The sequence below is a fragment of the Sphingomonas sp. 22176 genome, from assembly GCF_052045505.1.
Classification (GTDB): Bacteria; Pseudomonadota; Alphaproteobacteria; order Sphingomonadales; family Sphingomonadaceae; genus Sphingomonas.
In genome coordinates, this window is the sequence record NZ_JBQEPL010000004.1 from 124,967 (window position 1) to 144,723 (window position 19,757).

The window sequence follows — 19,757 nt, forward strand, 5'->3', positions numbered from 1 at the left end:
TCAATGCATACGGATCGCCTTCACCAGCGCGTCCTTGTCCATCTTGGACCGTCCCTCGATGCCGATCTCCTTGGCTTCGTCGTACAGCTCGGCCTTGCTGCGCTGCTCCAGCTTGCCGCCACCCGAATCAAGACTTTTGTTCGCCTGCGCGTTGGCGATGCGCGCAGCCTTCTCCTTCGAGGCGCCCTCGTCGCGCAGCTTCTCGTAGAGGTCGTCGTTCTTGATCTGGGTGCCGTGGTCCTTGGCCATGATCGCTCTCCTTTCTCAGGGGGTTAACCTGCAAAAAGGGTAAACGGTCCTTTTCCCTGTTACAGACCGGAGACAAAGCGGGACGAAGCGCTTATATGCCCGCCCATCGTCCCCGTTCCCCCCCGAGGGCCAATGATTACCACACACCCGTTCGATGACGACAAGCTGCGCGAAGAGTGCGGCGTATTCGGCGTTTCCAACAGCGAAGGCGCGGCCGCGATGGTCGCACTGGGACTGCACGCGCTCCAGCACCGCGGCCAGGAGGCGGCGGGCATAACCAGCTGGGACGGCAATCAGTTCCATACGCATCGCGCGATGGGCCATGTCGCCGGCAATTTCGATCGCGACGACGTGATCCGCTCGCTAGCCGGCACCACCGCCTGCGGCCATGTCCGTTACGCGACGACCGGCGGGTCGGCGATCCGCAACGTCCAGCCGCTCTATGCCGAGCTGGCCAGCGGCGGCTTCGCGGTGGCGCATAACGGTAACATCTCGAACGCGATGCGGCTGCGGCGCGATCTTGTCCGCCGCGGCGCGATCTTCCAGTCGACCTCGGATACCGAGGTGATCATCCACCTCGTCGCCACTTCGCAGTACCGCACGCTGATCGACCGGTTCATTGATGCGCTCAAGCAGGTCGAGGGTGCCTATTCGCTGATCGTGATGACGCCCGAGGGCATGATCGCCTGCCGTGATCCGCTCGGCATCCGTCCGCTGGTGATGGGCCGCCAGGGCGAGTCGATCGTGTTTGCGTCCGAGACGGTCGCGCTCGACGTGTGCGATGCGCAATATGTCCGCGACGTCGAGCCGGGCGAACTGGTGATCGTCAAGGCCAATGGCGAGATGACCAGCCACAAGCCGTTCGCACCCCAGGCGCCGCGGCCGTGCATCTTCGAATATGTCTACTTCTCGCGCCCCGATTCGATCAGCGACAGCCGCTCGGTCTATTCGGTGCGCAAGGCGATCGGCGCGCAGCTGGCGATCGAATCGCCGGTCGAGGCAGACCTCGTCGTGCCGGTGCCCGATTCGGGCGTGCCGGCGGCGATCGGCTATGCCCAGCAGTCGGGCATTCCGTTCGAACTCGGCATCATCCGCTCGCACTATGTCGGCCGCACCTTCATCCAGCCGGGCGACAAGGTCCGCCACCTGGGCGTGAAGCTGAAGCACAATGCCAATCGCGAGCTGATCGCGGGCAAGCGTATCGTGCTGATCGACGACTCGATTGTGCGCGGTACCACCAGCCTCAAGATCGTCCAGATGATGCACGATGCCGGCGCGAAGGAAGTGCATATGCGCATCGCCTCGCCGCCGACTCGCCACAGCTGCTTCTACGGCGTCGACACGCCCGAGCGCGCCAAGCTGCTCGCCGCGAAGATGGACGTTGGCGGCATGACCGACTTCATCCATGCCGACAGCCTCGCCTTCGTTTCGATCGACGGCCTGTACAAGGCGCTGGGCGAGGCACGCCGCGCGGATATCCATCCGAAATACTGCGACGCCTGCTTCACCGGCGACTATCCGACGACGCTGACCGACCAGGACGAACTGGCGCCGCCGCCGGACCAGCTGGCGCTGCTCGCCGAGAAGGTCGGCTGAGCCGGTGAGCGACGGTCCGCTGGCGGGACAGACCGCCCTCGTCACCGGCGCCAGCCGCGGCATCGGTGCGGCAACGGCCATCGCGCTGGGTGCCGCCGGCGCCCATGTCATCCTCACCGCCCGTACCGCGGGCGGGCTCGAGGAAGTGGAGGACGCGATCTTCCAGGCCGGGGGCAGCGCGACGATCGCGCCGCTCGACTTGGCCGAGCATGACGCGATCGGCCGACTTGCCGGCGCGATCGGCGAGCGCTGGCCGACGCTCGACATGCTGGTGCTTAACGCCGGCATGCTCGGCACGCTGAGCGCGGTGAACGCGATCGACTTCGCCGAGTTCGGCAAGGTGCTGGCGCTCAACGTCAGCGCGCAGGGCGCGATGCTCGCCGCATTCGATCCAATGCTCCGCAAGGCGCCGGCCGCGCGGGTGCTGGGCGTCACCTCCAGCGTCGGGCGCACCCCGCGCGCGTACTGGGGCGTCTATGGCGCGTCCAAGGCGGCGTTCGAGAATCTGCTGCTCAGCTATGGGCACGAGCTGGAGAATGTCAGCCAGGTCCGGGTCGGCATCGTCGATCCCGGCGCCACCCGCACCAAGATGCGCGCGCGCGCCTTTCCGGGCGAGGATCCGGCAACGGTGAAGGCACCCGAAGTCGTCGCCGAACGGATCGTCGCGCTCATGGCCGGCGGGTTCGAACGCGGCCATTTCGAGCGAGTCGGCTGACGCCCTAGTTCTCGTCGTCCCCGTCCTTGGCGGCGGGGCTTGGTGCAGGGGCGGGCTTGGCGCAGGCGCAGCGCGCGCCCGGCGGCTTGCGCGGCGGGGCGGTGATCGCGAACTCGGTGCGGGTGAGCGTGCCCGACTTGTCGGTATCGGCACCAGTGAACTTGGCGATCGACTTGGCCGCCCATTCCTCGAAGCTCAGCCTGCCGTCACCGTTGGTGTCGAGCTTGGCGAACGCCTTGTGGCGTGCAGCGAAATATTCCTCGCGACTCACCGCGTCGTTGCGGTCCTTGTCGTAGCGATCGAAGCGCTTCTGCTCGCGGGTCTTAGCATCGGCCTCGGGCGCAGCGTCGGGGAGCGGCGTGGCCGTACCCGCCGCTGCAGGTGCCGGCTGCAGCACCGCCGCGAGCGGCCCGCGCCCGGGCGCATGCTGGAACAACAGAAATCCACCGAACGCCAGCAACAGCGCCGCACCGGCGCCCACCGCATATCGCCACATGCCCCAATCCTCCCCCGAGGAGAGGAGACCCTACACCTTCAAGGGGATGCAGCCAAGACCTAGCGGCCGCTGAGGCGGTGCCAGAGCAGCCGCGCGACTCGCTTGGGTGCGCCGATCGGCAGCGGTGCATCGGCGGCCACGTTGAGGTCCATCCGCGCGCGGTGTGCCATCGCGCCCAGCGCGCGGGCATTGCGGCTCCAGCGCCGGCCGAGTGCGTCGGCCAACTTCGGGGCGGCCAGGCTACGGGCGGCATCGGCTTCCGCGCCATCGCCGAGATGGCGGGCGAGATCGGCCAGCGCCCAGCCCTCGCCGCCGGTCGCCAGCGGATCGCCCGCGGCGCCGAGCGCAGTACCCGCCGCCACGAACAGGCTCCCCCGCCCCGCCGCATAGCGGGCGAGTGCCAGGCCATCGAGCGCCTCCTCCTCGACCAGCACTTCCCAGCCATGGACGAACGGCACCAGCGATGCACCGCTGACGCCGCGCGGCAGCAGCTCGGCGGCAAGGCCGCGCAGCACCGGCTCGGCGGGCGGCGGCGCGCTGTCCAGCTTGGCCAGCGCCTCGCGCCACCAGGCGAGCCGCAACTGGCCGACCGCCGGTGCGCTGGTGGTGCGCAGCAGCTGGGCCAGCGCCTCGTCCAGCGCCAGCAGCGCGGCAAGCGCGGGACGCTCGGCAGCCGGCGCATAGGAGAGGATCAGCGCCCGCTCAGGGTCTTCGGGGGGCATGTTTAGGGAAGCGTTCACCCCTTCCCTCTATGGCGGGAGGATCGGCGACGGAAGAGCGAAGGCTGCCGCGCCCTGGGGTTTCGATCGATCGCCATGCGCAGAACGGTTCTCGAGCGGTTTCAACGGTACCTCTCCCGGACGGTCCCAAGGGGCGGGCTGCTCGCGCGCCTGCGCGGCAACGTCGCCGGCAACACGCTGGCGATGATGGCGATCGCGCTGATCCCCTTGCTGTTCATCGCCGGCTCGGCGGTCGACACCGCGCGGCTCTACATGGTCAAGAACCGGCTGCAGCAGGCATGCGACGCCGGTGCGCTGGCCGGACGGCGGTTCATGATCTCGAGCAGTTCGATGACGCTGGACGACAACGCGACGAAGCAGGCCGACGCCTTCTTTTCCAACAACTTCAAGATCGGGTTGTTCGGCACAAAGTCGGTGAACTTCACGCCGTCCAAGACCAGCGAGAACCAGGTCGCCGGCACCGCCACCGCGACGGTGCCGATGACGCTGACGGGCATGATGGGCTTCCGCGACCAGGCGCTAACGGTGACCTGCGAGGCCCGCTACGACGTGGCGGATACCGACATCATGTTCGTGCTGGATACGACGGGCTCGATGGCGTGCCTCACCTCTGACGGCACCGGCGGCTGTGGCCAGACTCCCTATGCCTATACGCGTCCCTCAATTGACGGTGCCACGGGCTACAAGGGCACCGGCTACGCGGTCACGGAGAAGTCCGGATCGAAGATTGCCGGTTTGCGCCAGGCGGTCGTCAACTTCTACAAAACCTTGAAGGCCGCAGTCGACCCGACGACCCATCTACGGTACGGTTTCGTTACCTACACGTCGACGGTCAATGCCGGTTATGCCGTCACGTCACTGTCGACGGACTATATCGTCAATAGTTGGACGTACGACAGCCGGCGTCCGTACGACATCAACAATGGCAATGCCTCGACCGCTCCGGCGCAAGCCAACAAGACGCAGAGCGAATGCAACGCGCAGGCCGGCCGGACGCCGGCCAGCCCGAACTATACGACTAGCGGGACCGCATCGTGGGCCACGGTAAGCTGGGTCCCGAACAGCCCGAATGCTAAGGTCGGCAACTGCACGGTAACGACCCAACCCCTGCGCGTCTCCTGGACCTACACGCAGGTGAATCTTGATACGAGCCAGTACAAGCTTGGCACTACGGTAACGGACCCCAGCAAGATCAATGGCGCAACGTCTAGCTGGCTAGGCTGTCTGGAAGAGCGCGACACCTCGAAAACGCTGCCAATCGATCAGAAAAACCTGCCAGGCGACCTCGACCCCGACCTGAAACCCACGAACGATAGCACAAGATGGCGGCCGATGTGGCAGGACGTCATCTATTATCGGGGCGGGTATAGCACCGCCTATGCCGGCAATAGCGTGAACTATTCTGGCAACAGCGTTAATCCGTATGGCGATTATGCGGTGCCATATGACAATAAATACGCGCTGTACACGTACACGCCGATGAATTTCTACTTCAACATTTCCAATGGATGGGTATCCTGCGGAAAGCCGGTACAACGTCTCGCCGAGATGACGGAGGCGGATGTCACCGCCTATGTGAATGCCACCGACTTTGTGCCGCAGGGCGGCACCTACCATGACACTGGCATGATCTGGGGAACACGGCTGATTTCGCCGACCGGGCTGTTTGCTGCGGACACTGCAGCCTGGCCGGGCCGGAACGCGCCGAAGCGCTACATTGTCTTCATGACCGATGGTGACATGCAGCCCAACATGTGTCTCTACGGCATGTACGGCATCGAGGCGTATGATCAGCGCGTGGTCAGCAAGGGCGCAGGTTCCTGCGGCACCAACCAAGACCAGATTAACGCACACAATGCGCGCTTCCTGGCCGCCTGCACAGCCGCCAAGGCGCGAAACATCTCGATTTTCGTCGTCGGCTTCGGCCAGACACTGACCAACGAGCTTACCCAATGCGCCACGTCGGGCCAGGCCTTCTACGCGGCGGACAACAGCGCGCTGGACGCAGCCTTCCAGACGATCGCCAAGCGCGTGGCGATGCTGCGGGTCAGCAAATGACGCGCCCCCTCGCCTCCGACGAGCGCGGCGGCACGCTGGTCGAGTTCGCCATCCTGCTGCCGGTGCTGCTCGGGCTGCTGATGGGGCTGATGGACCTGTGCTACCAGGCCTATGTCCAGGCGGTGCTCGAAGGCGCGGTGCAGAAGGCGGCGCGCGACTCCACCATCGAGGCGGCCGACACCGGCAAAATCGACGATCGGGTGATTACCACCGTCCGTCAGGTCGCCGGCAACGCGACCGTCACCCCCAGCCGGCTCTTCTATTCTAGCTTCTCGGTGATCAAGCCCGAGGACTTCGTCGACAGCAACGGCAACAACAAATATGATTTCGGCGAGTGCTTCACCGACATCAACGGCAACGGCCAGTGGGACATGGATCCCGGCCGCGCCGGCCAGGGCGGCGCCAGCGACGTCACCATCTACAAGGTAACGGCGACCTACACGCGCATCTTCCCGGTCGCGCGGCTGATCGGGCTGAGCAACCAGGTGGTGCTCACCGCCGCGACCCGCTTCAAGAACCAGCCCTACGGCACCCAGTCGATCCCGATGCCGCAGAAGATCTCGTGCTCATGAACGTGCGCCCGCTGCTCCGCCGCCTGATCGCCGCGCGCTCGGGCGCTGCGCTGCTCGAATTCGCGCTCGGGCTCCCGATCGTGCTGACCGCCGGACTGTGGGCGATCGAGCTGACCAACTATGCGATCACCAACCAGCGGCTGAGCCAGATCGCGCTGGCACTGGCCGACAATGCCAGCCGCGTCGGCGAGTTCAAGGGCACCGGCTTCACGCAGCTGCGCGAGGTCGACCTCAACGACGTGCTGCTCGCCGCCAAGCAGCAGGGCACGCCGCTTAACCTCACCGCCAATGGCCGCATCACGCTGTCCAGCCTGGAGAATAGCGGCGGTACCCAGCGCATCCACTGGCAGCGCTGCATCGGCGCGAAGAGCGGCGCAACCTACGACTCGCACTATGGCAAGACGGTGAAGGCCGACGGAGTCACCTATGACCCCGATGCTGGCGTCAACACCGCCAGCTTGGGCGACAACAGCAGCCAGCACCCCGGCACGCTCGCCCCCAACGGGATGGGCGAGAACGGCGCGCAGGTGAGCGCGCCGACCGACTCCGGGGTGATGTTCGTCGAGATCAACTATCTCTACACGCCGCTGGTCGGCAAAGGCTGGTTCACCAGCACCAAGACGATGCGCTACGTCGCCTCGTTCGTGGTCCGCGACAATCGCGATTACGGCCAGGTCTACAATCCCGCGCCGGCCGCCAACCGCTCGACCTGCGACCTCTACAGCGCCTGACGAAAAAGGCCCGCCCGACGGAGTGTCGGACGGGCCTTTGTCATTCGTTTAGCCGAAGATCAGCGATAGGTGACCTTCTTCACGACCGCGACGGCCTTGTCGGCGGTCACCATCGCGAGCTTTTCGAGGTTCGCGGCGTAGGGCAGCGGCACGTCCTCGTTGGTCACGCGCAGCACCGGCGCGTCGAGGTCGTCGAAGCCCTCTTCCATCACGAACGCGGCGACTTCCGACGCGATCGAGCAGGTCGGCCAGCCTTCCTCGACCACCACGATGCGGTTGGTCTTCTTCAGGCTCTCCAGCACGGTCTGCTTGTCGAGCGGACGCAGCGTGCGCAGGTCGATCACCTCCGCGTCGACGCCCTCGGCCGCGAGCTTCTCGGCGGCTTCGAGGGCCACGCCCACGCCGATCGAGTAGCTGACCAGCGTCACGTCCTTGCCCTCGCGCATGATGCGGGCCTTGCCGATCGGCAGGACGTAATCGTCGAGCTTCGGCACGTCGAAGCTGCGGCCGTACATCAGCTCGTTCTCAAGGAACACGACCGGATCCTGGCTGCGGATCGCCGCCTTGAGCAAGCCCTTGGCATCGGCCGAGTCATAGGGCGCGATCACGATCAGGCCGGGGACGCTGGCATACCAGGGGGCGTAGTTCTGGCTGTGCTGCGCGCCGACGCGGCTCGCCGAGCCGTTGGGGCCGCGGAACACGATCGGGCAGCGCATCTGGCCGCCGGACATGTAGTTGGTCTTGGCCGCCGAGTTGATGATGTGGTCGATCGCCTGCATGGCGAAGTTGAACGTCATGAACTCGATGATCGGCTTCAGGCCGCCCATCGCCGCACCGGTGCCGACGCCGGCAAAGCCGTACTCGGTGATCGGCGTGTCGATGACGCGCTTGGGACCGAATTCGTCGAGCAGGCCCTGGGTCACCTTGTAGGCGCCCTGATACTCGGCGACTTCCTCGCCCATCACGAAGATGCGCGGATCGCTCCGCATTTCCTCGGCCATCGCGTCGCGCAGGGCTTCGCGGACGGTGGTCTTCACCATCTCGGTGCCGGCGGGTACGGCGGGATCGGCCGGGCGGGTCTTCTCGACCGCGGCGGTCAGCTGGGCGGTGCCGGTTTCCGGTGCCTTTGCGGGCGCCGGAGTCGGCTCGGCCTGCTGGCTGGCGGGGACCGGCGCGGCAGCGGCGGTCGAGGCATCTTCGCCCTCGCCCGCGATCATCGCGATCACGGTGCCGACCTTCACGTTATCCGTGCCCTCGGCGACCAGGATCTTGGCGATCGTGCCTTCGTCGACGGCTTCGAATTCCATCGTCGCCTTGTCGGTCTCGATCTCGGCGAGGATGTCGCCGGACTTCACGACATCGCCTTCCTTGACGAGCCACTTGGCGAGCGTGCCCTCTTCCATGGTCGGCGAGAGTGCCGGCATCTTGAGTTCGATCGCCATCTCAGTAGGTCTCCACCAGAACGTCGGTATAGAGTTCGGCCGGATCGGGCTCCGGCGTCTGTTCGGCGAAGTCCGCCGATTCGTTCACGATCTTGCGGATCTCGGCTTCGAGCGCCTTCAGCTCGTCTTCCTTGACGCCGAAACCTTCCAGCTCGCGCTTGACCGCCTCGATCGGATCCGACTTGTCGCGGACCGACTGGACTTCCTCGCGGCTGCGATACTTGGCCGGATCGGACATCGAGTGGCCGCGATAGCGATAGGTCTTCATCTCGAGGATGATCGGACCCTTGCCGGCGCGCACCCAGGCGAGCGCTTCCTCGGCGGCGCCGCGGCAGGCGAGCACGTCCATGCCGTCCACCTGGATGCCGGGGATGCGGAAGCTTTCGCCGCGCTTGTACAGCTGGTCTTCCGCCGAGGAGCGGTTGACGCTGGTGCCCATGGCGTACTGGTTGTTCTCGATCACGTAGATGATCGGAAGCTTCCACAGCTCGGCCATGTTGAACGATTCGTACACCTGGCCCTGGTTCGCGGCGCCGTCGCCGAAATAGGCCATGGCGACGCCGCCATCCTCGTTATACTTGTGCGCGAAGGCGAGGCCCGTGCCGAGCGAGACCTGCGCGCCGACAATGCCGTGCCCGCCGTAGAACTTCTTCTCGGTCGAGAACATGTGCATCGAGCCGCCCTTGCCGCGCGAGATGCCCGCGCCGCGACCGGTCAGCTCGGCCATGATCACCTTGGGGTCGATGCCATAGGCGAGCATGTGGCCATGGTCGCGATAGCCGGTGATCACCGAGTCCTTCTCGCCGTCCAGCGCCGACTGCAGGCCGACCGCAACGGCTTCCTGGCCGATATAGAGGTGGCAGAAGCCGCCGATGAAGCCGAGACCATAGAGCTGGCCCGCCTTCTCTTCGAAGCGGCGGATCAGCAGCATCTGGCGATAGAATTCGAGCAGCTCTTCCTTCGAGGCCTTGAACCGTTCCGGTTCGCTGGGCCGCTCGCGATTCGGTACGGCGGGTGGGGTCGGTGCGTTGCGTGCCGGTGCTTTGGCCACGATCAGATATTCCTCATCCGGGGAGGGGAAAGGCGGGTGCCTATACGCGCGTTCTTGCAAAGCTTGCAACCAACGCGCGGGTTCGGCCCACGTACATCCGCACTAAGACGCTCCGCCGCGGCTGGCAACAGGTGCCGCTACGGCAGTCACTTCTTGTCGAGCGGGATGATCACTTCGTCGGGGCGGACGACGTTGAGCTGCTTGCGGGCAAGCTCGTCGACCATGTCGGGATCGGCGCCACGCTTCGGATCGAGCAGATCGACTCGATTCTTGAGCTCGGCACGCTTCTTGTCGAGCAGCGCATAGTCGCGCTGCTTGGCGGCAAGCTCGTGCTGCACTTCCTTGGCGGCGACGATCCCGTTGGGCCCCAGAACCGCGTTATAGGCGAAGAAGCCGATGGCGATCAGCGCCGCGGCGGGAAGCCCCGCGCGGCGCAGCAGCGTGGACATGGGCGAAGCGCGCTTCATGCCCGTGTTTTTCGCTGATCGATCGGCTCTTAGCAAGATTGCGGTTCCTACCTAGTTCAGGCGCGGCGCAGCACCGAACGGCCGGCATAGACCGCCGCGTCGCCCAGCTCTTCCTCGATGCGGATCAGCTGGTTGTACTTGGCGAGCCGGTCCGAGCGCGCGAGGCTGCCGGTCTTGATCTGGCCGCAGTTGGTGGCGACCGCGAGATCGGCGATCGTCGCGTCCTCGGTCTCGCCCGAACGGTGCGACATCACCGCGGTGTAGGAGGAGCGCTGGGCGAGGCTGACGGCCTCGAGCGTCTCGGTCAGCGTGCCGATCTGGTTGACCTTGACGAGCAGCGAGTTGGCATAGCCACCCTCGATGCCGCGCAGCAGGCGCTCGGGATTGGTGACGAACAGATCGTCGCCGACCAGCTGGACCTTGCCGCCGAGCAGTTCGGTCAGGGTCTTCCAGCCTTCCCAGTCGTCCTCGGCCATGCCGTCTTCGATCGAGAAGATCGGATAGTCGGCGGCGAGCTTCGCCAGGAACTCGGCATTCTCGGTCGAGCTGAGGGTCTTGCCCTCACCCACCATCTTGTAGACGCCGTCCTTGAAATATTCGGTGGCAGCGCAGTCGAGCGCGAGCATCACGTCGTCGCCGGGCTTGTAGCCGGCGGCTTCGATGCTGCTCATGATGAAGTCGAGCGCTTCGGTGGTCGAGGCGATGTTCGGCGCGAAGCCGCCCTCGTCGCCCACGCCGGTCGCCAGGCCCTTCTCATGCAGCTTCTTCTTCAGCGTGTGGAAGATTTCCGAACCGCAGCGCACCGCCTCGACGATGTTCTCGGCGCCGACCGGCACGATCATGAATTCCTGGAAGTCGATCGGGTTGTCGGCATGCTCGCCGCCGTTGATGATGTTCATCATCGGCACCGGCAGGACGTGCGCGTTGACGCCGCCGACATAGCGATAGAGCGGCAGGCCGCGCGCATCGGCTGCGGCCTTGGCGGCGGCGAGGCTGACGCCGAGGATGGCGTTGGCACCCAGGCGGCCCTTGTTGGCGGTGCCGTCGAGCTCGATCATGGTGCGGTCGAGATCGGCCTGGTCTTCGGCGTCGAGGCCGAGAACTGCCTCGGCAATCTCACCGTTCACCGCATCGACGGCGCCTTCGACGCCCTTGCCGAGCCAGCGGGACTTGTCGCCGTCGCGCTTTTCCACGGCCTCATGGGCACCGGTAGAGGCGCCCGAAGGCACGGCGGCGCGGCCGAAGCTGCCATCGTCCAGCAGGACATCCACTTCCACCGTGGGGTTGCCACGGCTATCGAGAATCTGGCGGGCGTGGACGTCGATGATTGCGGTCACGTCATGGTCTCCGTAACATATCTGGAATGAGGCGCGCGGTGCCTCTAGCGGTTCGCAAGGGAACTCGCAAACGGGGCCGTTGTTGTTTCGACGCGACATGGAGGGTTTTTGATCATGGCAGACGAAACGGCCAACATTGCGGGCGATCCGCTCGCAGGGAACATGGGTGAAACCGGCGCAGCAAGCGGCGGTACCGAAGGCGGCACGGGCGCGGAGCACAGCAGCTTCACGCGCAACGCCTCCGACACGATTCGCGAGGAAGCGGCCAAGTACGCCGATCAGGCCAAGGAGCACATCCTGGGCTTCGCCGGCACCGGGAAGGACCGCGCGACCAGCGCGCTCGACGAAGTCGCCGAGATGATGCGCACGGCGGCAGGCGATGTCGATGCCAAGCTTGGCGAGCAGTACGGCCAATATGCCCGCACCGCCGCAGACGGCATTGCCGGCTTCGCGGACTCGCTGCGCGGAAAGGAAGTGAACGAGCTGGTCGATGAAGCGACCGAGTTCGTGAAGAAGAGCCCGGCGATCGCCGTCGGCACCGCAGCAGCACTCGGCTTCGTACTGGCGCGGGTGATCAAGTCGGGCATCGAGGCTTCGGGTACGACCGGCACCGGCACCACGACCGCTCCGACCGGCAACACGCCGTCGACCGACGACCTCAAGGTCGAGCCCGCCGGCTTCGGCAGCGGTCCGTCGGCATCCCCCGGCACGACCCAGAGCTAAGGACGGGCAGCACAGGGCATGGACGCCCCCCGAACGGAAGACGCCGGCATCGGTGAGCTGATCGGCCAGCTCACCGAAGACGCCAAGGATTATGCCCGCGCCGAGGTCGACTATTTCAAGGCCGTCGCCCAGGCCAAGGTTACCGAGGTCAAAGGCGCAGCGATCGCCGCCGTCCTTGCCCTCGCGCTCGCTTTGGCCGCGGCGATCGGGCTGATCGTCGGCGCGATCCTGACGCTGGCGACGCTGGTCGGCCCCGGCTGGGCGACACTGATCGTCGTCGGCGTCAGCCTCGTCGTCGCTGCCCTGCTCGGCTGGGTGGCGGCGCGCGGCATCCGCAAGGCGATGGGAGCGCAAGCATGACTTTACCCCGCGATCCCGACGCGGCGCGTGCCCGTGCGCGTGCCGCCCGCGACAAGCTGATGGGAACGGTCGGCACGATCCAGGAACGGCTGAAGCCGCGCAACATCGCACAGGAAGCGATGGAGAATGCCAAGCAGAGCGTGACGATCATCGCGCGCGAGGGCACCGAAGCCGTCCGCGAACGGCCGTGGCTCGCTGCCGCGGTCACCAGTGGCATCGGCCTGGTGCTCGCGCGCGGCTGGATCATCGACATTTTCCGCAAGGGCAAACACGACACCGCCGAGCCCAAAAAGACTTCGGATCCCAAAGACAGCAATGCAGAAGGATGACGCCATGAGCACCGAAACCGAAACCGAAACCGGATCGCGCCTCACCGAAAACCCCGCGCTGCTGCTCGCCGGCGGCGTCGCGCTGGGCGTGGTGATCGGCATGCTGCTGCCGCGCTTCGAGCGCGAAAAGGCGGCGCTGCAGCCGATCGGCCGCAAGCTGGCGGACGGCGCCGCCGCGGCGGTGCAGGCTGCCAAGGACAGCGGCCGCGAGCAGATCGAATCGCTGATCCCGAACAGCGACGCCACCAAGGAACGCGTCTCGGCGCTGTTCGGCACGGTGATCGACGCGGCCAAGGACGCGACGGCCAAGCGCTGAGCCGCCTATAAGGGGGTTGAGTGCGATGCTGCAGTGCCGGTAAGGGCTGCAGCATCCCCCCACCCCCAGGAGGCGTAATGAGCAAGCTTCACCTGGTCTTCGGCGGCCGCGTTGCCGATCCGACGACCCTCGATTTCGTCGATCCCTCGAAGCTCGACGTGGTCGGCATCTTCCCCGATTATGCGAGCGCCGAAAAGGCATGGCGCGCTGCAGCACAGCGCACTGTCGACGATGCCGAGATGCGCTATGTGGTAGTCCACCTCCACCGCCTGCTCGATCCCGACGTCGAGGCCGGCAAGGCCTGATATCGAAGCTGCCCCTCCCGTCCGCGGGAGGGGTGCTTACGGCAGCGGCGCGAGGTCGGGTTCCACAAAGTCCCGCCGCGCCGCCACCGAGAACAGCCGCTCCCGGCTGTAAAAACGCAGCGCCCAGTCGCGTCGGCCCATCGGCGATGCCAGCAGCCCGTTCACCCGCGCGAGCAGATCGGCTTCAGGCATCTCGGCCAGATACAGCCGCACCCCCGCGACACAGGTGCGCGTGATCGTCTCGTGATAGCCGTTGCTATCATCGTTGATGCCGCCGACGCTCTCGTTGAAGCGGCGGATGAAGCCGCCGATCTCGGCATCCACATCCACGTCGGGCTGCTCGGTCAACAGATACAGGCACGCCGCGAGATGCGCCTCATGGTCCAGTCCTCGCGCGACAGCGTACAGGCGAGCAGCCCCTCCCCGATCCGGACGATCGCCGCGGCGCTGGGGAAGCACCGCGGCGGAAGATCGGCCGCGTCGTTCAGGCGAGCGCCTTTGCCTTGGGCGCGGCGGCGCGGACGCCGGCTTCGACATGGTCCTCGAACTGAGCGAAATTTTCGACGAACTGGTCGACCAGCCGCTCCGCCGTCGCATCATAGTCGGCCTTGTCGGGCCAGGTCTCGCGCGGGTCGAGGATCGCCGTGTCCACGCCGGGCACCGCCACCGGCACCTCGAAGCCGAAATGGGGGTCGACACGGAACTCGGCCGCATTGAGGCTGCCGTCGAGCGCGGCGTTGAGCAGCGCCCGCGTCGCCTTGATCGGCATGCGGTGGCCGATGCCGTATTTGCCGCCCGTCCAGCCGGTATTGACCAGCCAGCACGCGACATTGCCCTCGGCGATACGCTTCTTGAGCAGATTGCCATAAACCGACGGGTGCCGCGGCATGAACGGCGCGCCGAAGCAGGTCGAGAAGGTCGCCTCGGGCTCGGTGACGCCGATTTCGGTGCCCGCCACCCGCGCGGTGTAGCCCGAGAGGAAATGGTACATCGCCTGCTCGGGCGTCAGCCGCGCGATCGGCGGGAGGACGCCGTACGCATCGGCGGTGAGGAAGATCATGTTCTTCGGCACCGGTCCGAGATTGTCTGCCGAGGCATTGGGGATGAAGTCGATCGGATAGGAGCCGCGGCTGTTCTCGGCGAGCGTCGCATCGTCGAGGTCGAGCGTGCGCGTCTCCGGATCCATCACCACATTTTCCAGCACCGTGCCGAAGCGCTTCGTGGTGGCGAAGATCTCGGGTTCGGCCTCGGGCGAGAGGCGGATCATCTTGGCGTAGCAGCCGCCCTCGAAATTGAAGACCGCGGTGTCCGACCAGCCATGCTCGTCGTCGCCGATCAGCGTACGGCTGGCATCGGCGGAGAGCGTGGTCTTGCCGGTACCCGACAGGCCGAAGAAGATCGCCGTGTCGCCCTTGGGGCCAATGTTGGCCGAGCAATGCATCGGCATGATGCCTTGTTCGGGCAGCAGATAGTTGAGCAGGCCGAACACGCTCTTCTTCATCTCGCCGGCATAGGCAGTGCCGCCGATCAGGATCAGCTTGTCGGTGAAGTTCACTGCGATCACCGTTTCGCTGCGGGTGCCGTGGCGCGCGGGATCGGCGCGGAAGCTCGGCAGGTCAATGATCGTGTATTCGGGGGCGAAATCCGCCAGCGCTTCCGCTTCTGGCCGGACCAGGAGCGTGCGGATGAAGAGATTGTGCCAGGCGAGTTCGTTGATCACCCGCACCCGCACGCGGTGCTCGGGCTGCGAGCCGCCATAGAGGTCCTGCACGAACAGTTCGTCGCGCTTGCCCAGCTCGGCAAGGAAGTCGGCCTTGAGCGCGGCGAAATGTTCGGGCGTCATCGCCTGGTTGGTCTTGCCCCACCAGACATTGGCCTCCGTCTCGGCATCGCGGACGATGAACTTGTCCTTCGCCGATCGCCCGGTATGTTTTCCCGTAGCAACAACCAGTGGCCCTTCGACGGCCAGGCTGCCTTCCCCGCGCCGGATCGCGTGCTCGACCAGCGGCGCGGTAATCAGGTTCCAGTGGAGGGTTGCCGAGGTGGCAATCCCCTGCTCGCCAAAACCATGGCGCGACTGACGCATGTTCAAAACACCCTCCTCAAAAGACTGTCGCGCTGTTTATATGACAAAGCAGATGATTGCTTGGTCGCGCAACTTTATTTCGACTCGCCTCCTGACATGGGGGCGCGGAGGGGGTCAATCCGGGTAAGCGTTGTCGGTCGGTTGAGGCGGAAGAAACTTTGGTCTAACGGGTGTCGATGCTGATTTTGCGCCAGCCCCGGGTTTCCGGATGACCGCCACGATCGCGCTGGTCGATGACGACCGCAACATCCTCACCTCGGTGTCGATCGCCCTCCAGACCGAGGGCTTCCTCACCCGCGTCTATTCGGACGGCGAAAGCGCACTCAAGGCGCTGATCGAGAACCCGCCCGAGCTCGCGGTGCTCGACATCAAGATGCCGAAGATGGACGGGCTCGAACTGCTCCGCCGCCTGCGCGAGAAGAGCCAGATCCCGGTGATCTTCCTCACCAGCAAGGACGACGAGCTGGACGAGGCACTGGGACTGGCGATGGGGGCGGACGACTATATCGCCAAGCCCTTCTCGCAGCGCCTGCTGATCGCCCGCATCCGCGCGATCCTGCGCCGTACCGAGCCGACCATGCCGGTGGCGGAAGGCGCCGCACCTGCGGAGCCCGCCGAGGCACTGGAGCGCGGCCGGTTGAGCATGGACCCCGCGCGGCACAAGGTCACCTGGGGCGGCGTCAACGTCACGCTGACCGTGACCGAATTCCTGATCCTCGAAACGCTCGCCCAGCGCCCGGGCATCGTCAAGACGCGCAACCAGCTGATGGACGCGGCCTATCAGGACGACATCTATGTCGACGACCGCACGATCGACAGCCACATCAAGCGCGTCCGCCGCAAGTTCCGCCAGGTAGACCCGGAGTTCGACGCGATCGAGACGCTGTATGGCGCGGGCTATCGCTTCTCGGATGAATGACGAGCACGACCTGGCGCTGCGATGGTCGGGCCGGGTCAGCCTCACGCCGCGGATCCTGGCGGTCAACATCTTCGCGCTGGCGCTGCTGTGCGGCGGCTTCTTCTATCTCGACAGCTATCGCAGCCGGATCGTCGACAACCGGGTCGAGCAGACCAGCCGCGAGGTGCGCCTGATCGCCCAGGCGCTAGCCTCGGCCACCGACAAGCGCCGCGACCTGCTGGTGCTGAGCCTCGCCCGCGACATGGGCACGCGCATCCGCCTCTATGATCCGCAGGGCAAGCTGCTGAGCGACAGCCGCGAGCTCGGCCTGCGTAACCTGGTACTGCGCGATCCGGACAAGGATCCCATGGGCCAGACCATCGCGCGCTTCCTGGATGCGGTGATCGACAAGGTGGCCGGTGCCGACCGCGCGCCGCTCTATCGCGAACGCCCGCGCGACGCCGGGCTCGATTGGCCCGACGTCCGCACCGCGCTGGAGACCCACGCCGCCGCCGCGAGCGTTTGGCGCGCGCCCGATCGCACCCCCGTGATCACCGCCGCCGCGCCGATCACCGGGCTCGGCGTGGTGATGACCGCGGTCAACGCCCGCGACATCACGCAGACGGTGCGGATCGAGCGATATCGGCTAGGCGTGGTGCTCGGCATCGTCTCGCTGGTCTCGGTGCTGCTGTCGCTGTTCCTCGCCCGCACCATCGTCCGCCCGCTGCGCCGGCTGGCGCTGGCGGCGATCCGCGTCCGCCTCGGTCGTGCTCGCGAGGTGGTCGTGCCCCGCCTCCCCGAACGCCGCGACGAGATCGGCATGCTCGCCCGTGCGCTCTCGGACATGAGCGGCGCCCTGCGCGCGCGCATCGACGCGACCGAGACCTTCGCCGCCGATGTCACCCATGAGCTGAAGAACCCTCTCGCTTCGCTCCGCTCCGCCGTGGAAGGGCTGTCGACCGTCAAGGACCCGGGGTTGCGCGACCAGCTGCTCGACATCGTCCGCGACGATGTCCACCGGCTCGACCGGCTGATCACCGACATTTCCGAAGCCTCGCGCATCGACGCCCAGCTCAGCCGCACCACCTTCGAGCCCTTCGACCTGGGCGACCTCATCGCCGCGCTGATCGGCCAGCGCGAGACCCGCGGCGTGCCCGAGGAAATCCGCCTCCGCTTCGATCGCCCGCATGGCCAGTCGATGGAAGTGATGGGCGACCCGACGCGGCTTGAGCGCGTGTTCGAGAACCTGATCGAGAACGCCCTGTCCTTCTCGCCCCCCGGCGGCCTGATCGCGATCTCGGCCGAGGAGGAAGGCGACACCCTCGCCATCTGGGTCGAGGACGAAGGCCCCGGCGTGCCTGAGGAGGCGCGCGAGGCGGTCTTCCGGCGCTTCCATTCGGTGCGCCCCTCCAGCGAGGCGTTCGGCCAGCATTCGGGGCTCGGGCTTGCCATTGCCCGCACCATCGTCGAAGGCCATCAGGGAAGCATAATAGTGGAATCGCGGGAGGATCGATCGCAGGGCGCACGCTTCGTGGTGCGGCTGCCATTGGCGGCCCGCGCATGAATACGCCCATCGACCCGTCCGCGCTCCCGCCAAGCTATAACGAGAGCATCATGCAACGGCGTCGCCCCAAACATATCCTGCTTGTTACCGGCATGTCGGGTGCCGGCAAGTCGACCGTGCTGCGCACGCTCGAGGATCTCGGCTGGGAGGTGGTGGACAACCTCCCCCTCCTCCTCCTCAACCGCCTGCTCGATACCGCGCCCGGCGCCGATGGCGGCGACGACGAGCGCCCGCTGGCACTCGGCCTCGGCACCCAGACCCGCGGCTTCGATGCCGAGAGCATCGTCCAGCGCATCAAGAAGCTGCGCGAGGACCAGGGCCTCGACGTCGGCACGCTGTTCCTCGAATGCACCGGCGCCGAGCTGATCCGCCGCTTCTCCGAAACCCGCCGCCGCCACCCCCTCGCGCAGGACCGCCCCGCCGAGGACGGCATCGCCCGCGAGCGCGAACTGCTCGGGCCGCTGCGCCGCTGGGCGAACCGGCTGCTCGATACCAGCGACATGAAGGCCAACCAGCTGTCCCAGGCGATCCGCGGGATCTTCTCGGCCGATGGCGGCAAGACCACCTTCAGCGTCACCTCGTTCGGCTTCTCGCGCGGGCTGCCCCGCGACGCCGATCTCGTCCTGGACATGCGCTTCCTGCGCAATCCGCACTGGGACCCGCAGCTTCGTCCCGGCACGGGACTCGATGCCGACGTCTCCGCCTATATCCAGGCCGACCCGGCCTATGATGCTGCCATGGCGCAGATCGAATCGCTGCTGCTGCTGCTGCTCCCCCGCTACCAGGCGGAGGGGAAAGCCTATGTGACGATCGCGTTCGGCTGCACCGGCGGACGGCACCGCTCGGTCCATGTCGCCGAACGGATGGCCCGCCGGTTGCGCGACGAAGGATTTTCGCCCACGGTGACGCACAGAGATTTGCAGACCGCGCCACAGGACTCCCTGGAGGGGGCGCCGGTGTCCATGGCTAGGGGCGGAGAATAGAATGATCGGGTTGGTGCTCGTGACGCACGGACGACTCGCCGAGGAGTTCGTCGTCGCGATGGAACATGTGGTGGGGAAACAGGAGCAGGTCGCCGCGATCTGCATCGGCCCCGAGGATGACATGGAGGGCCGCCGCGCCGACATCGCCAGCGCCATCGGCGCGGTCGATTCGGGCGAAGGCGTGATCGTGCTGAGCGACCTGTTCGGCGGCACCCCCTCCAATCTCGCCATTTCGCTGATGAAGGCGGGCAAGGTCGAGGTGATCGCCGGCATCAGCCTGCCGATGCTGATCCGCCTGGGCAGCGCCCGCAAGACCATGTCCGTCACCGACGCGGTGCTCGCCGCGCGCGACGCCGGCCGCAAGTACGTGACGGTCGCGTCGGAAATGCTGGGGCCGCCGCAATGAGCCGGGTGTCGCGCGAGGTGCTCATCGAGAACCGCCGCGGCCTCCACGCCCGCGCCAGCATGGCCTTCGTCACGCTCGCCAGCACCCAGCCCTGCGAGCTGACCGTCGAGAAGGACGGCAACAGCGCCGCCGGCACCTCGATCCTCGACCTGATGATGCTCGGCGCCGCCAAGGGCGACACGATCACGATCTGGGCCGAAGGCGACGGCGCAGAAGGCGCGGTGCAGGCGCTGGTGGAACTGGTCGAAGCGCGGTTCAACGAGGAATAACCCTCTCCACATGCGCTCCCCTCCCGCGTGCGGGAGGGGTCGGGGGAGGGACTGACGTGGAAGA

Annotated in this window: 24 protein-coding genes; 15 read left to right on the plus strand and 9 right to left on the minus strand. The window is 66.3% G+C overall.

Annotated elements, in window-relative coordinates:
• Positions 1 to 249 (minus strand): DUF7218 family protein, encoded by a 249-nt coding sequence (locus ACTJKY_RS15135; protein WP_440846954.1) that lies wholly within the window; start codon positions 247 to 249, stop codon positions 1 to 3.
• 132 nt (positions 250 to 381) lie between these two features.
• On the opposite strand from ACTJKY_RS15135, the gene purF reads away from it, so the two are divergent.
• Together purF and ACTJKY_RS15145 are read left to right on the plus strand one after the other, a co-directional pair.
• Entirely contained in the window at positions 382 to 1,845 is a 1,464-nt protein-coding gene (gene purF / locus ACTJKY_RS15140) for an amidophosphoribosyltransferase (RefSeq protein ID WP_440846955.1), read from the plus strand.
• A 4-nt stretch (positions 1,846 to 1,849) separates the two neighbouring features.
• On the plus strand, positions 1,850 to 2,560 hold the full coding sequence (locus ACTJKY_RS15145) for an SDR family NAD(P)-dependent oxidoreductase (RefSeq protein WP_440846956.1): 711 nt from the start codon (positions 1,850 to 1,852) through the stop codon (positions 2,558 to 2,560).
• A 4-nt stretch (positions 2,561 to 2,564) separates the two neighbouring features.
• Here ACTJKY_RS15145 and ACTJKY_RS15150 read toward each other — a convergent pair whose 3' ends face one another.
• On the minus strand, positions 2,565 to 3,056 hold the full coding sequence (locus tag ACTJKY_RS15150) for a histidine kinase (RefSeq protein WP_440846957.1): 492 nt from the start codon (positions 3,054 to 3,056) through the stop codon (positions 2,565 to 2,567).
• 59 nt (positions 3,057 to 3,115) lie between these two features.
• Positions 3,116 to 3,796, minus strand: a complete 681-nt coding sequence (locus tag ACTJKY_RS15155; RefSeq protein WP_440846958.1) for a squalene/phytoene synthase family protein — start codon at positions 3,794 to 3,796, stop codon at positions 3,116 to 3,118.
• Positions 3,797 to 3,871: 75 nt separating this feature from the next.
• Between ACTJKY_RS15155 and ACTJKY_RS15160 the strand changes: the two genes are divergently transcribed.
• The 3 genes from ACTJKY_RS15160 to ACTJKY_RS15170 are packed head-to-tail and all read left to right on the plus strand — an operon-like array spanning position 3,872 to position 7,157.
• A complete protein-coding gene (locus tag ACTJKY_RS15160; protein ID WP_440846959.1) occupies positions 3,872 to 5,854 on the plus strand; it encodes a TadE/TadG family type IV pilus assembly protein in 1,983 nt (660 codons plus the stop codon).
• Complete coding sequence (locus ACTJKY_RS15165) at positions 5,851 to 6,426, plus strand: TadE/TadG family type IV pilus assembly protein (protein WP_440846960.1); 576 nt, start codon at positions 5,851 to 5,853, stop codon at positions 6,424 to 6,426. Before ACTJKY_RS15160 ends, ACTJKY_RS15165 begins: the two co-directional genes overlap by 4 nt.
• A complete protein-coding gene (locus ACTJKY_RS15170) occupies positions 6,423 to 7,157 on the plus strand; it encodes a TadE/TadG family type IV pilus assembly protein (protein WP_440846961.1) in 735 nt (244 codons plus the stop codon). The genes ACTJKY_RS15165 and ACTJKY_RS15170 overlap by 4 nt, the downstream gene beginning before the upstream one ends.
• A gap of 59 nt (positions 7,158 to 7,216) precedes the next feature.
• On the opposite strand, the gene ACTJKY_RS15175 is transcribed toward ACTJKY_RS15170, so the two are convergent.
• From ACTJKY_RS15175 to eno, 4 genes are all read right to left on the minus strand, one after another.
• The gene (locus ACTJKY_RS15175; RefSeq protein ID WP_440846962.1) at positions 7,217 to 8,599 is read right to left on the minus strand and encodes a pyruvate dehydrogenase complex E1 component subunit beta; all 1,383 of its coding nucleotides are present in this window, start codon (positions 8,597 to 8,599) and stop codon (positions 7,217 to 7,219) included.
• Between the two features lies 1 nt (position 8,600).
• Positions 8,601 to 9,650 carry a pyruvate dehydrogenase (acetyl-transferring) E1 component subunit alpha gene (pdhA, locus tag ACTJKY_RS15180; protein WP_440846963.1) on the minus strand — a complete coding sequence of 350 codons (1,050 nt, stop codon included), beginning with the start codon at positions 9,648 to 9,650 and terminating at the stop codon, positions 8,601 to 8,603.
• Positions 9,651 to 9,796: 146 nt separating this feature from the next.
• Complete coding sequence (locus ACTJKY_RS15185; RefSeq protein ID WP_440846964.1) at positions 9,797 to 10,117, minus strand: FtsB family cell division protein; 321 nt, start codon at positions 10,115 to 10,117, stop codon at positions 9,797 to 9,799.
• 56 nt (positions 10,118 to 10,173) lie between these two features.
• Entirely contained in the window at positions 10,174 to 11,454 is a 1,281-nt protein-coding gene (gene eno, locus ACTJKY_RS15190) for a phosphopyruvate hydratase (protein ID WP_440846965.1), read from the minus strand.
• A gap of 114 nt (positions 11,455 to 11,568) precedes the next feature.
• On the opposite strand from eno, the gene ACTJKY_RS15195 reads away from it, so the two are divergent.
• The 5 genes from ACTJKY_RS15195 (at position 11,569) to ACTJKY_RS15215 (ending at position 13,487) form a co-directional block, all read left to right on the plus strand.
• Complete coding sequence (locus tag ACTJKY_RS15195) at positions 11,569 to 12,177, plus strand: hypothetical protein (RefSeq protein ID WP_440846966.1); 609 nt, start codon at positions 11,569 to 11,571, stop codon at positions 12,175 to 12,177.
• An 18-nt stretch (positions 12,178 to 12,195) separates the two neighbouring features.
• The gene (locus ACTJKY_RS15200) at positions 12,196 to 12,537 is read left to right on the plus strand and encodes a phage holin family protein (protein ID WP_440846967.1); all 342 of its coding nucleotides are present in this window, start codon (positions 12,196 to 12,198) and stop codon (positions 12,535 to 12,537) included.
• Positions 12,534 to 12,866: a DUF3618 domain-containing protein gene (locus ACTJKY_RS15205; protein ID WP_440846968.1), complete on the plus strand. Its 333-nt coding sequence runs from the start codon at positions 12,534 to 12,536 to the stop codon at positions 12,864 to 12,866. Before ACTJKY_RS15200 ends, ACTJKY_RS15205 begins: the two co-directional genes overlap by 4 nt.
• A 4-nt stretch (positions 12,867 to 12,870) precedes the next feature.
• Positions 12,871 to 13,182, plus strand: coding sequence for a hypothetical protein (locus ACTJKY_RS15210; RefSeq protein ID WP_440846969.1), 312 nt, complete (start codon positions 12,871 to 12,873; stop codon positions 13,180 to 13,182).
• A 77-nt stretch (positions 13,183 to 13,259) separates the two neighbouring features.
• Positions 13,260 to 13,487, plus strand: coding sequence for a DUF4170 domain-containing protein (locus tag ACTJKY_RS15215; RefSeq protein ID WP_093295174.1), 228 nt, complete (start codon positions 13,260 to 13,262; stop codon positions 13,485 to 13,487).
• A 36-nt stretch (positions 13,488 to 13,523) separates the two neighbouring features.
• On the opposite strand, the gene ACTJKY_RS15220 is transcribed toward ACTJKY_RS15215, so the two are convergent.
• Both ACTJKY_RS15220 and ACTJKY_RS15225 read right to left on the minus strand, forming a co-directional pair.
• Positions 13,524 to 13,835 (minus strand): hypothetical protein, encoded by a 312-nt coding sequence (locus ACTJKY_RS15220; protein ID WP_440846970.1) that lies wholly within the window; start codon positions 13,833 to 13,835, stop codon positions 13,524 to 13,526.
• Between the two features lie 136 nt (positions 13,836 to 13,971).
• On the minus strand, positions 13,972 to 15,573 hold the full coding sequence (locus ACTJKY_RS15225) for a phosphoenolpyruvate carboxykinase (RefSeq protein WP_440846971.1): 1,602 nt from the start codon (positions 15,571 to 15,573) through the stop codon (positions 13,972 to 13,974).
• Between the two features lie 208 nt (positions 15,574 to 15,781).
• Here ACTJKY_RS15225 and ACTJKY_RS15230 point away from each other — a divergent pair, with 208 nt between their 5' ends.
• The 5 genes from ACTJKY_RS15230 to ACTJKY_RS15250 are packed head-to-tail and all read left to right on the plus strand — an operon-like array spanning position 15,782 to position 19,693.
• On the plus strand, positions 15,782 to 16,492 hold the full coding sequence (locus tag ACTJKY_RS15230; protein WP_440846972.1) for a response regulator: 711 nt from the start codon (positions 15,782 to 15,784) through the stop codon (positions 16,490 to 16,492).
• On the plus strand, positions 16,461 to 18,035 hold the full coding sequence (locus ACTJKY_RS15235; RefSeq protein ID WP_440846973.1) for a stimulus-sensing domain-containing protein: 1,575 nt from the start codon (positions 16,461 to 16,463) through the stop codon (positions 18,033 to 18,035). Before ACTJKY_RS15230 ends, ACTJKY_RS15235 begins: the two co-directional genes overlap by 32 nt.
• 50 nt (positions 18,036 to 18,085) lie before the next feature.
• Positions 18,086 to 19,018 carry an RNase adapter RapZ gene (gene rapZ / locus ACTJKY_RS15240; protein ID WP_440846974.1) on the plus strand — a complete coding sequence of 311 codons (933 nt, stop codon included), beginning with the start codon at positions 18,086 to 18,088 and terminating at the stop codon, positions 19,016 to 19,018.
• 1 nt (position 19,019) lies between these two features.
• A complete protein-coding gene (locus tag ACTJKY_RS15245; RefSeq protein WP_064312096.1) occupies positions 19,020 to 19,424 on the plus strand; it encodes a PTS sugar transporter subunit IIA in 405 nt (134 codons plus the stop codon).
• Positions 19,421 to 19,693 (plus strand): HPr family phosphocarrier protein, encoded by a 273-nt coding sequence (locus ACTJKY_RS15250; protein WP_064312097.1) that lies wholly within the window; start codon positions 19,421 to 19,423, stop codon positions 19,691 to 19,693. The genes ACTJKY_RS15245 and ACTJKY_RS15250 overlap by 4 nt, the downstream gene beginning before the upstream one ends.
• Positions 19,694 to 19,757: the final 64 nt, after the last annotated feature.

Excerpts from the sequence above, each read along its gene's own strand:
- ACTJKY_RS15135 (WP_440846954.1), bottom strand. The coding sequence starts at position 249 with ATGGCCAAGGACCACGGCACCCAGATCAAGAACGACGACCTCTACGAG.
- purF (WP_440846955.1), top strand. The coding sequence starts at position 382 with ATGATTACCACACACCCGTTCGATGACGACAAGCTGCGCGAAGAGTGC.
- ACTJKY_RS15150 (WP_440846957.1), bottom strand. The coding sequence starts at position 3,056 with ATGTGGCGATATGCGGTGGGCGCCGGTGCGGCGCTGTTGCTGGCGTTC.
- ACTJKY_RS15160 (WP_440846959.1), top strand. The coding sequence starts at position 3,872 with ATGCGCAGAACGGTTCTCGAGCGGTTTCAACGGTACCTCTCCCGGACG.
- ACTJKY_RS15165 (WP_440846960.1), top strand. The coding sequence starts at position 5,851 with ATGACGCGCCCCCTCGCCTCCGACGAGCGCGGCGGCACGCTGGTCGAG.
- ACTJKY_RS15170 (WP_440846961.1), top strand. The coding sequence starts at position 6,423 with ATGAACGTGCGCCCGCTGCTCCGCCGCCTGATCGCCGCGCGCTCGGGC.
- ACTJKY_RS15175 (WP_440846962.1), bottom strand. The coding sequence starts at position 8,599 with ATGGCGATCGAACTCAAGATGCCGGCACTCTCGCCGACCATGGAAGAG.
- ACTJKY_RS15185 (WP_440846964.1), bottom strand. The coding sequence starts at position 10,117 with ATGAAGCGCGCTTCGCCCATGTCCACGCTGCTGCGCCGCGCGGGGCTT.
- ACTJKY_RS15195 (WP_440846966.1), top strand. The coding sequence starts at position 11,569 with ATGGCAGACGAAACGGCCAACATTGCGGGCGATCCGCTCGCAGGGAAC.
- ACTJKY_RS15200 (WP_440846967.1), top strand. The coding sequence starts at position 12,196 with ATGGACGCCCCCCGAACGGAAGACGCCGGCATCGGTGAGCTGATCGGC.
- ACTJKY_RS15205 (WP_440846968.1), top strand. The coding sequence starts at position 12,534 with ATGACTTTACCCCGCGATCCCGACGCGGCGCGTGCCCGTGCGCGTGCC.
- ACTJKY_RS15210 (WP_440846969.1), top strand. The coding sequence starts at position 12,871 with ATGAGCACCGAAACCGAAACCGAAACCGGATCGCGCCTCACCGAAAAC.
- ACTJKY_RS15215 (WP_093295174.1), top strand. The coding sequence starts at position 13,260 with ATGAGCAAGCTTCACCTGGTCTTCGGCGGCCGCGTTGCCGATCCGACG.
- ACTJKY_RS15225 (WP_440846971.1), bottom strand. The coding sequence starts at position 15,573 with ATGCGTCAGTCGCGCCATGGTTTTGGCGAGCAGGGGATTGCCACCTCG.
- ACTJKY_RS15230 (WP_440846972.1), top strand. The coding sequence starts at position 15,782 with ATGACCGCCACGATCGCGCTGGTCGATGACGACCGCAACATCCTCACC.
- ACTJKY_RS15235 (WP_440846973.1), top strand. The coding sequence starts at position 16,461 with ATGGCGCGGGCTATCGCTTCTCGGATGAATGACGAGCACGACCTGGCG.
- rapZ (WP_440846974.1), top strand. The coding sequence starts at position 18,086 with ATGCAACGGCGTCGCCCCAAACATATCCTGCTTGTTACCGGCATGTCG.
- ACTJKY_RS15245 (WP_064312096.1), top strand. The coding sequence starts at position 19,020 with ATGATCGGGTTGGTGCTCGTGACGCACGGACGACTCGCCGAGGAGTTC.
- ACTJKY_RS15250 (WP_064312097.1), top strand. The coding sequence starts at position 19,421 with ATGAGCCGGGTGTCGCGCGAGGTGCTCATCGAGAACCGCCGCGGCCTC.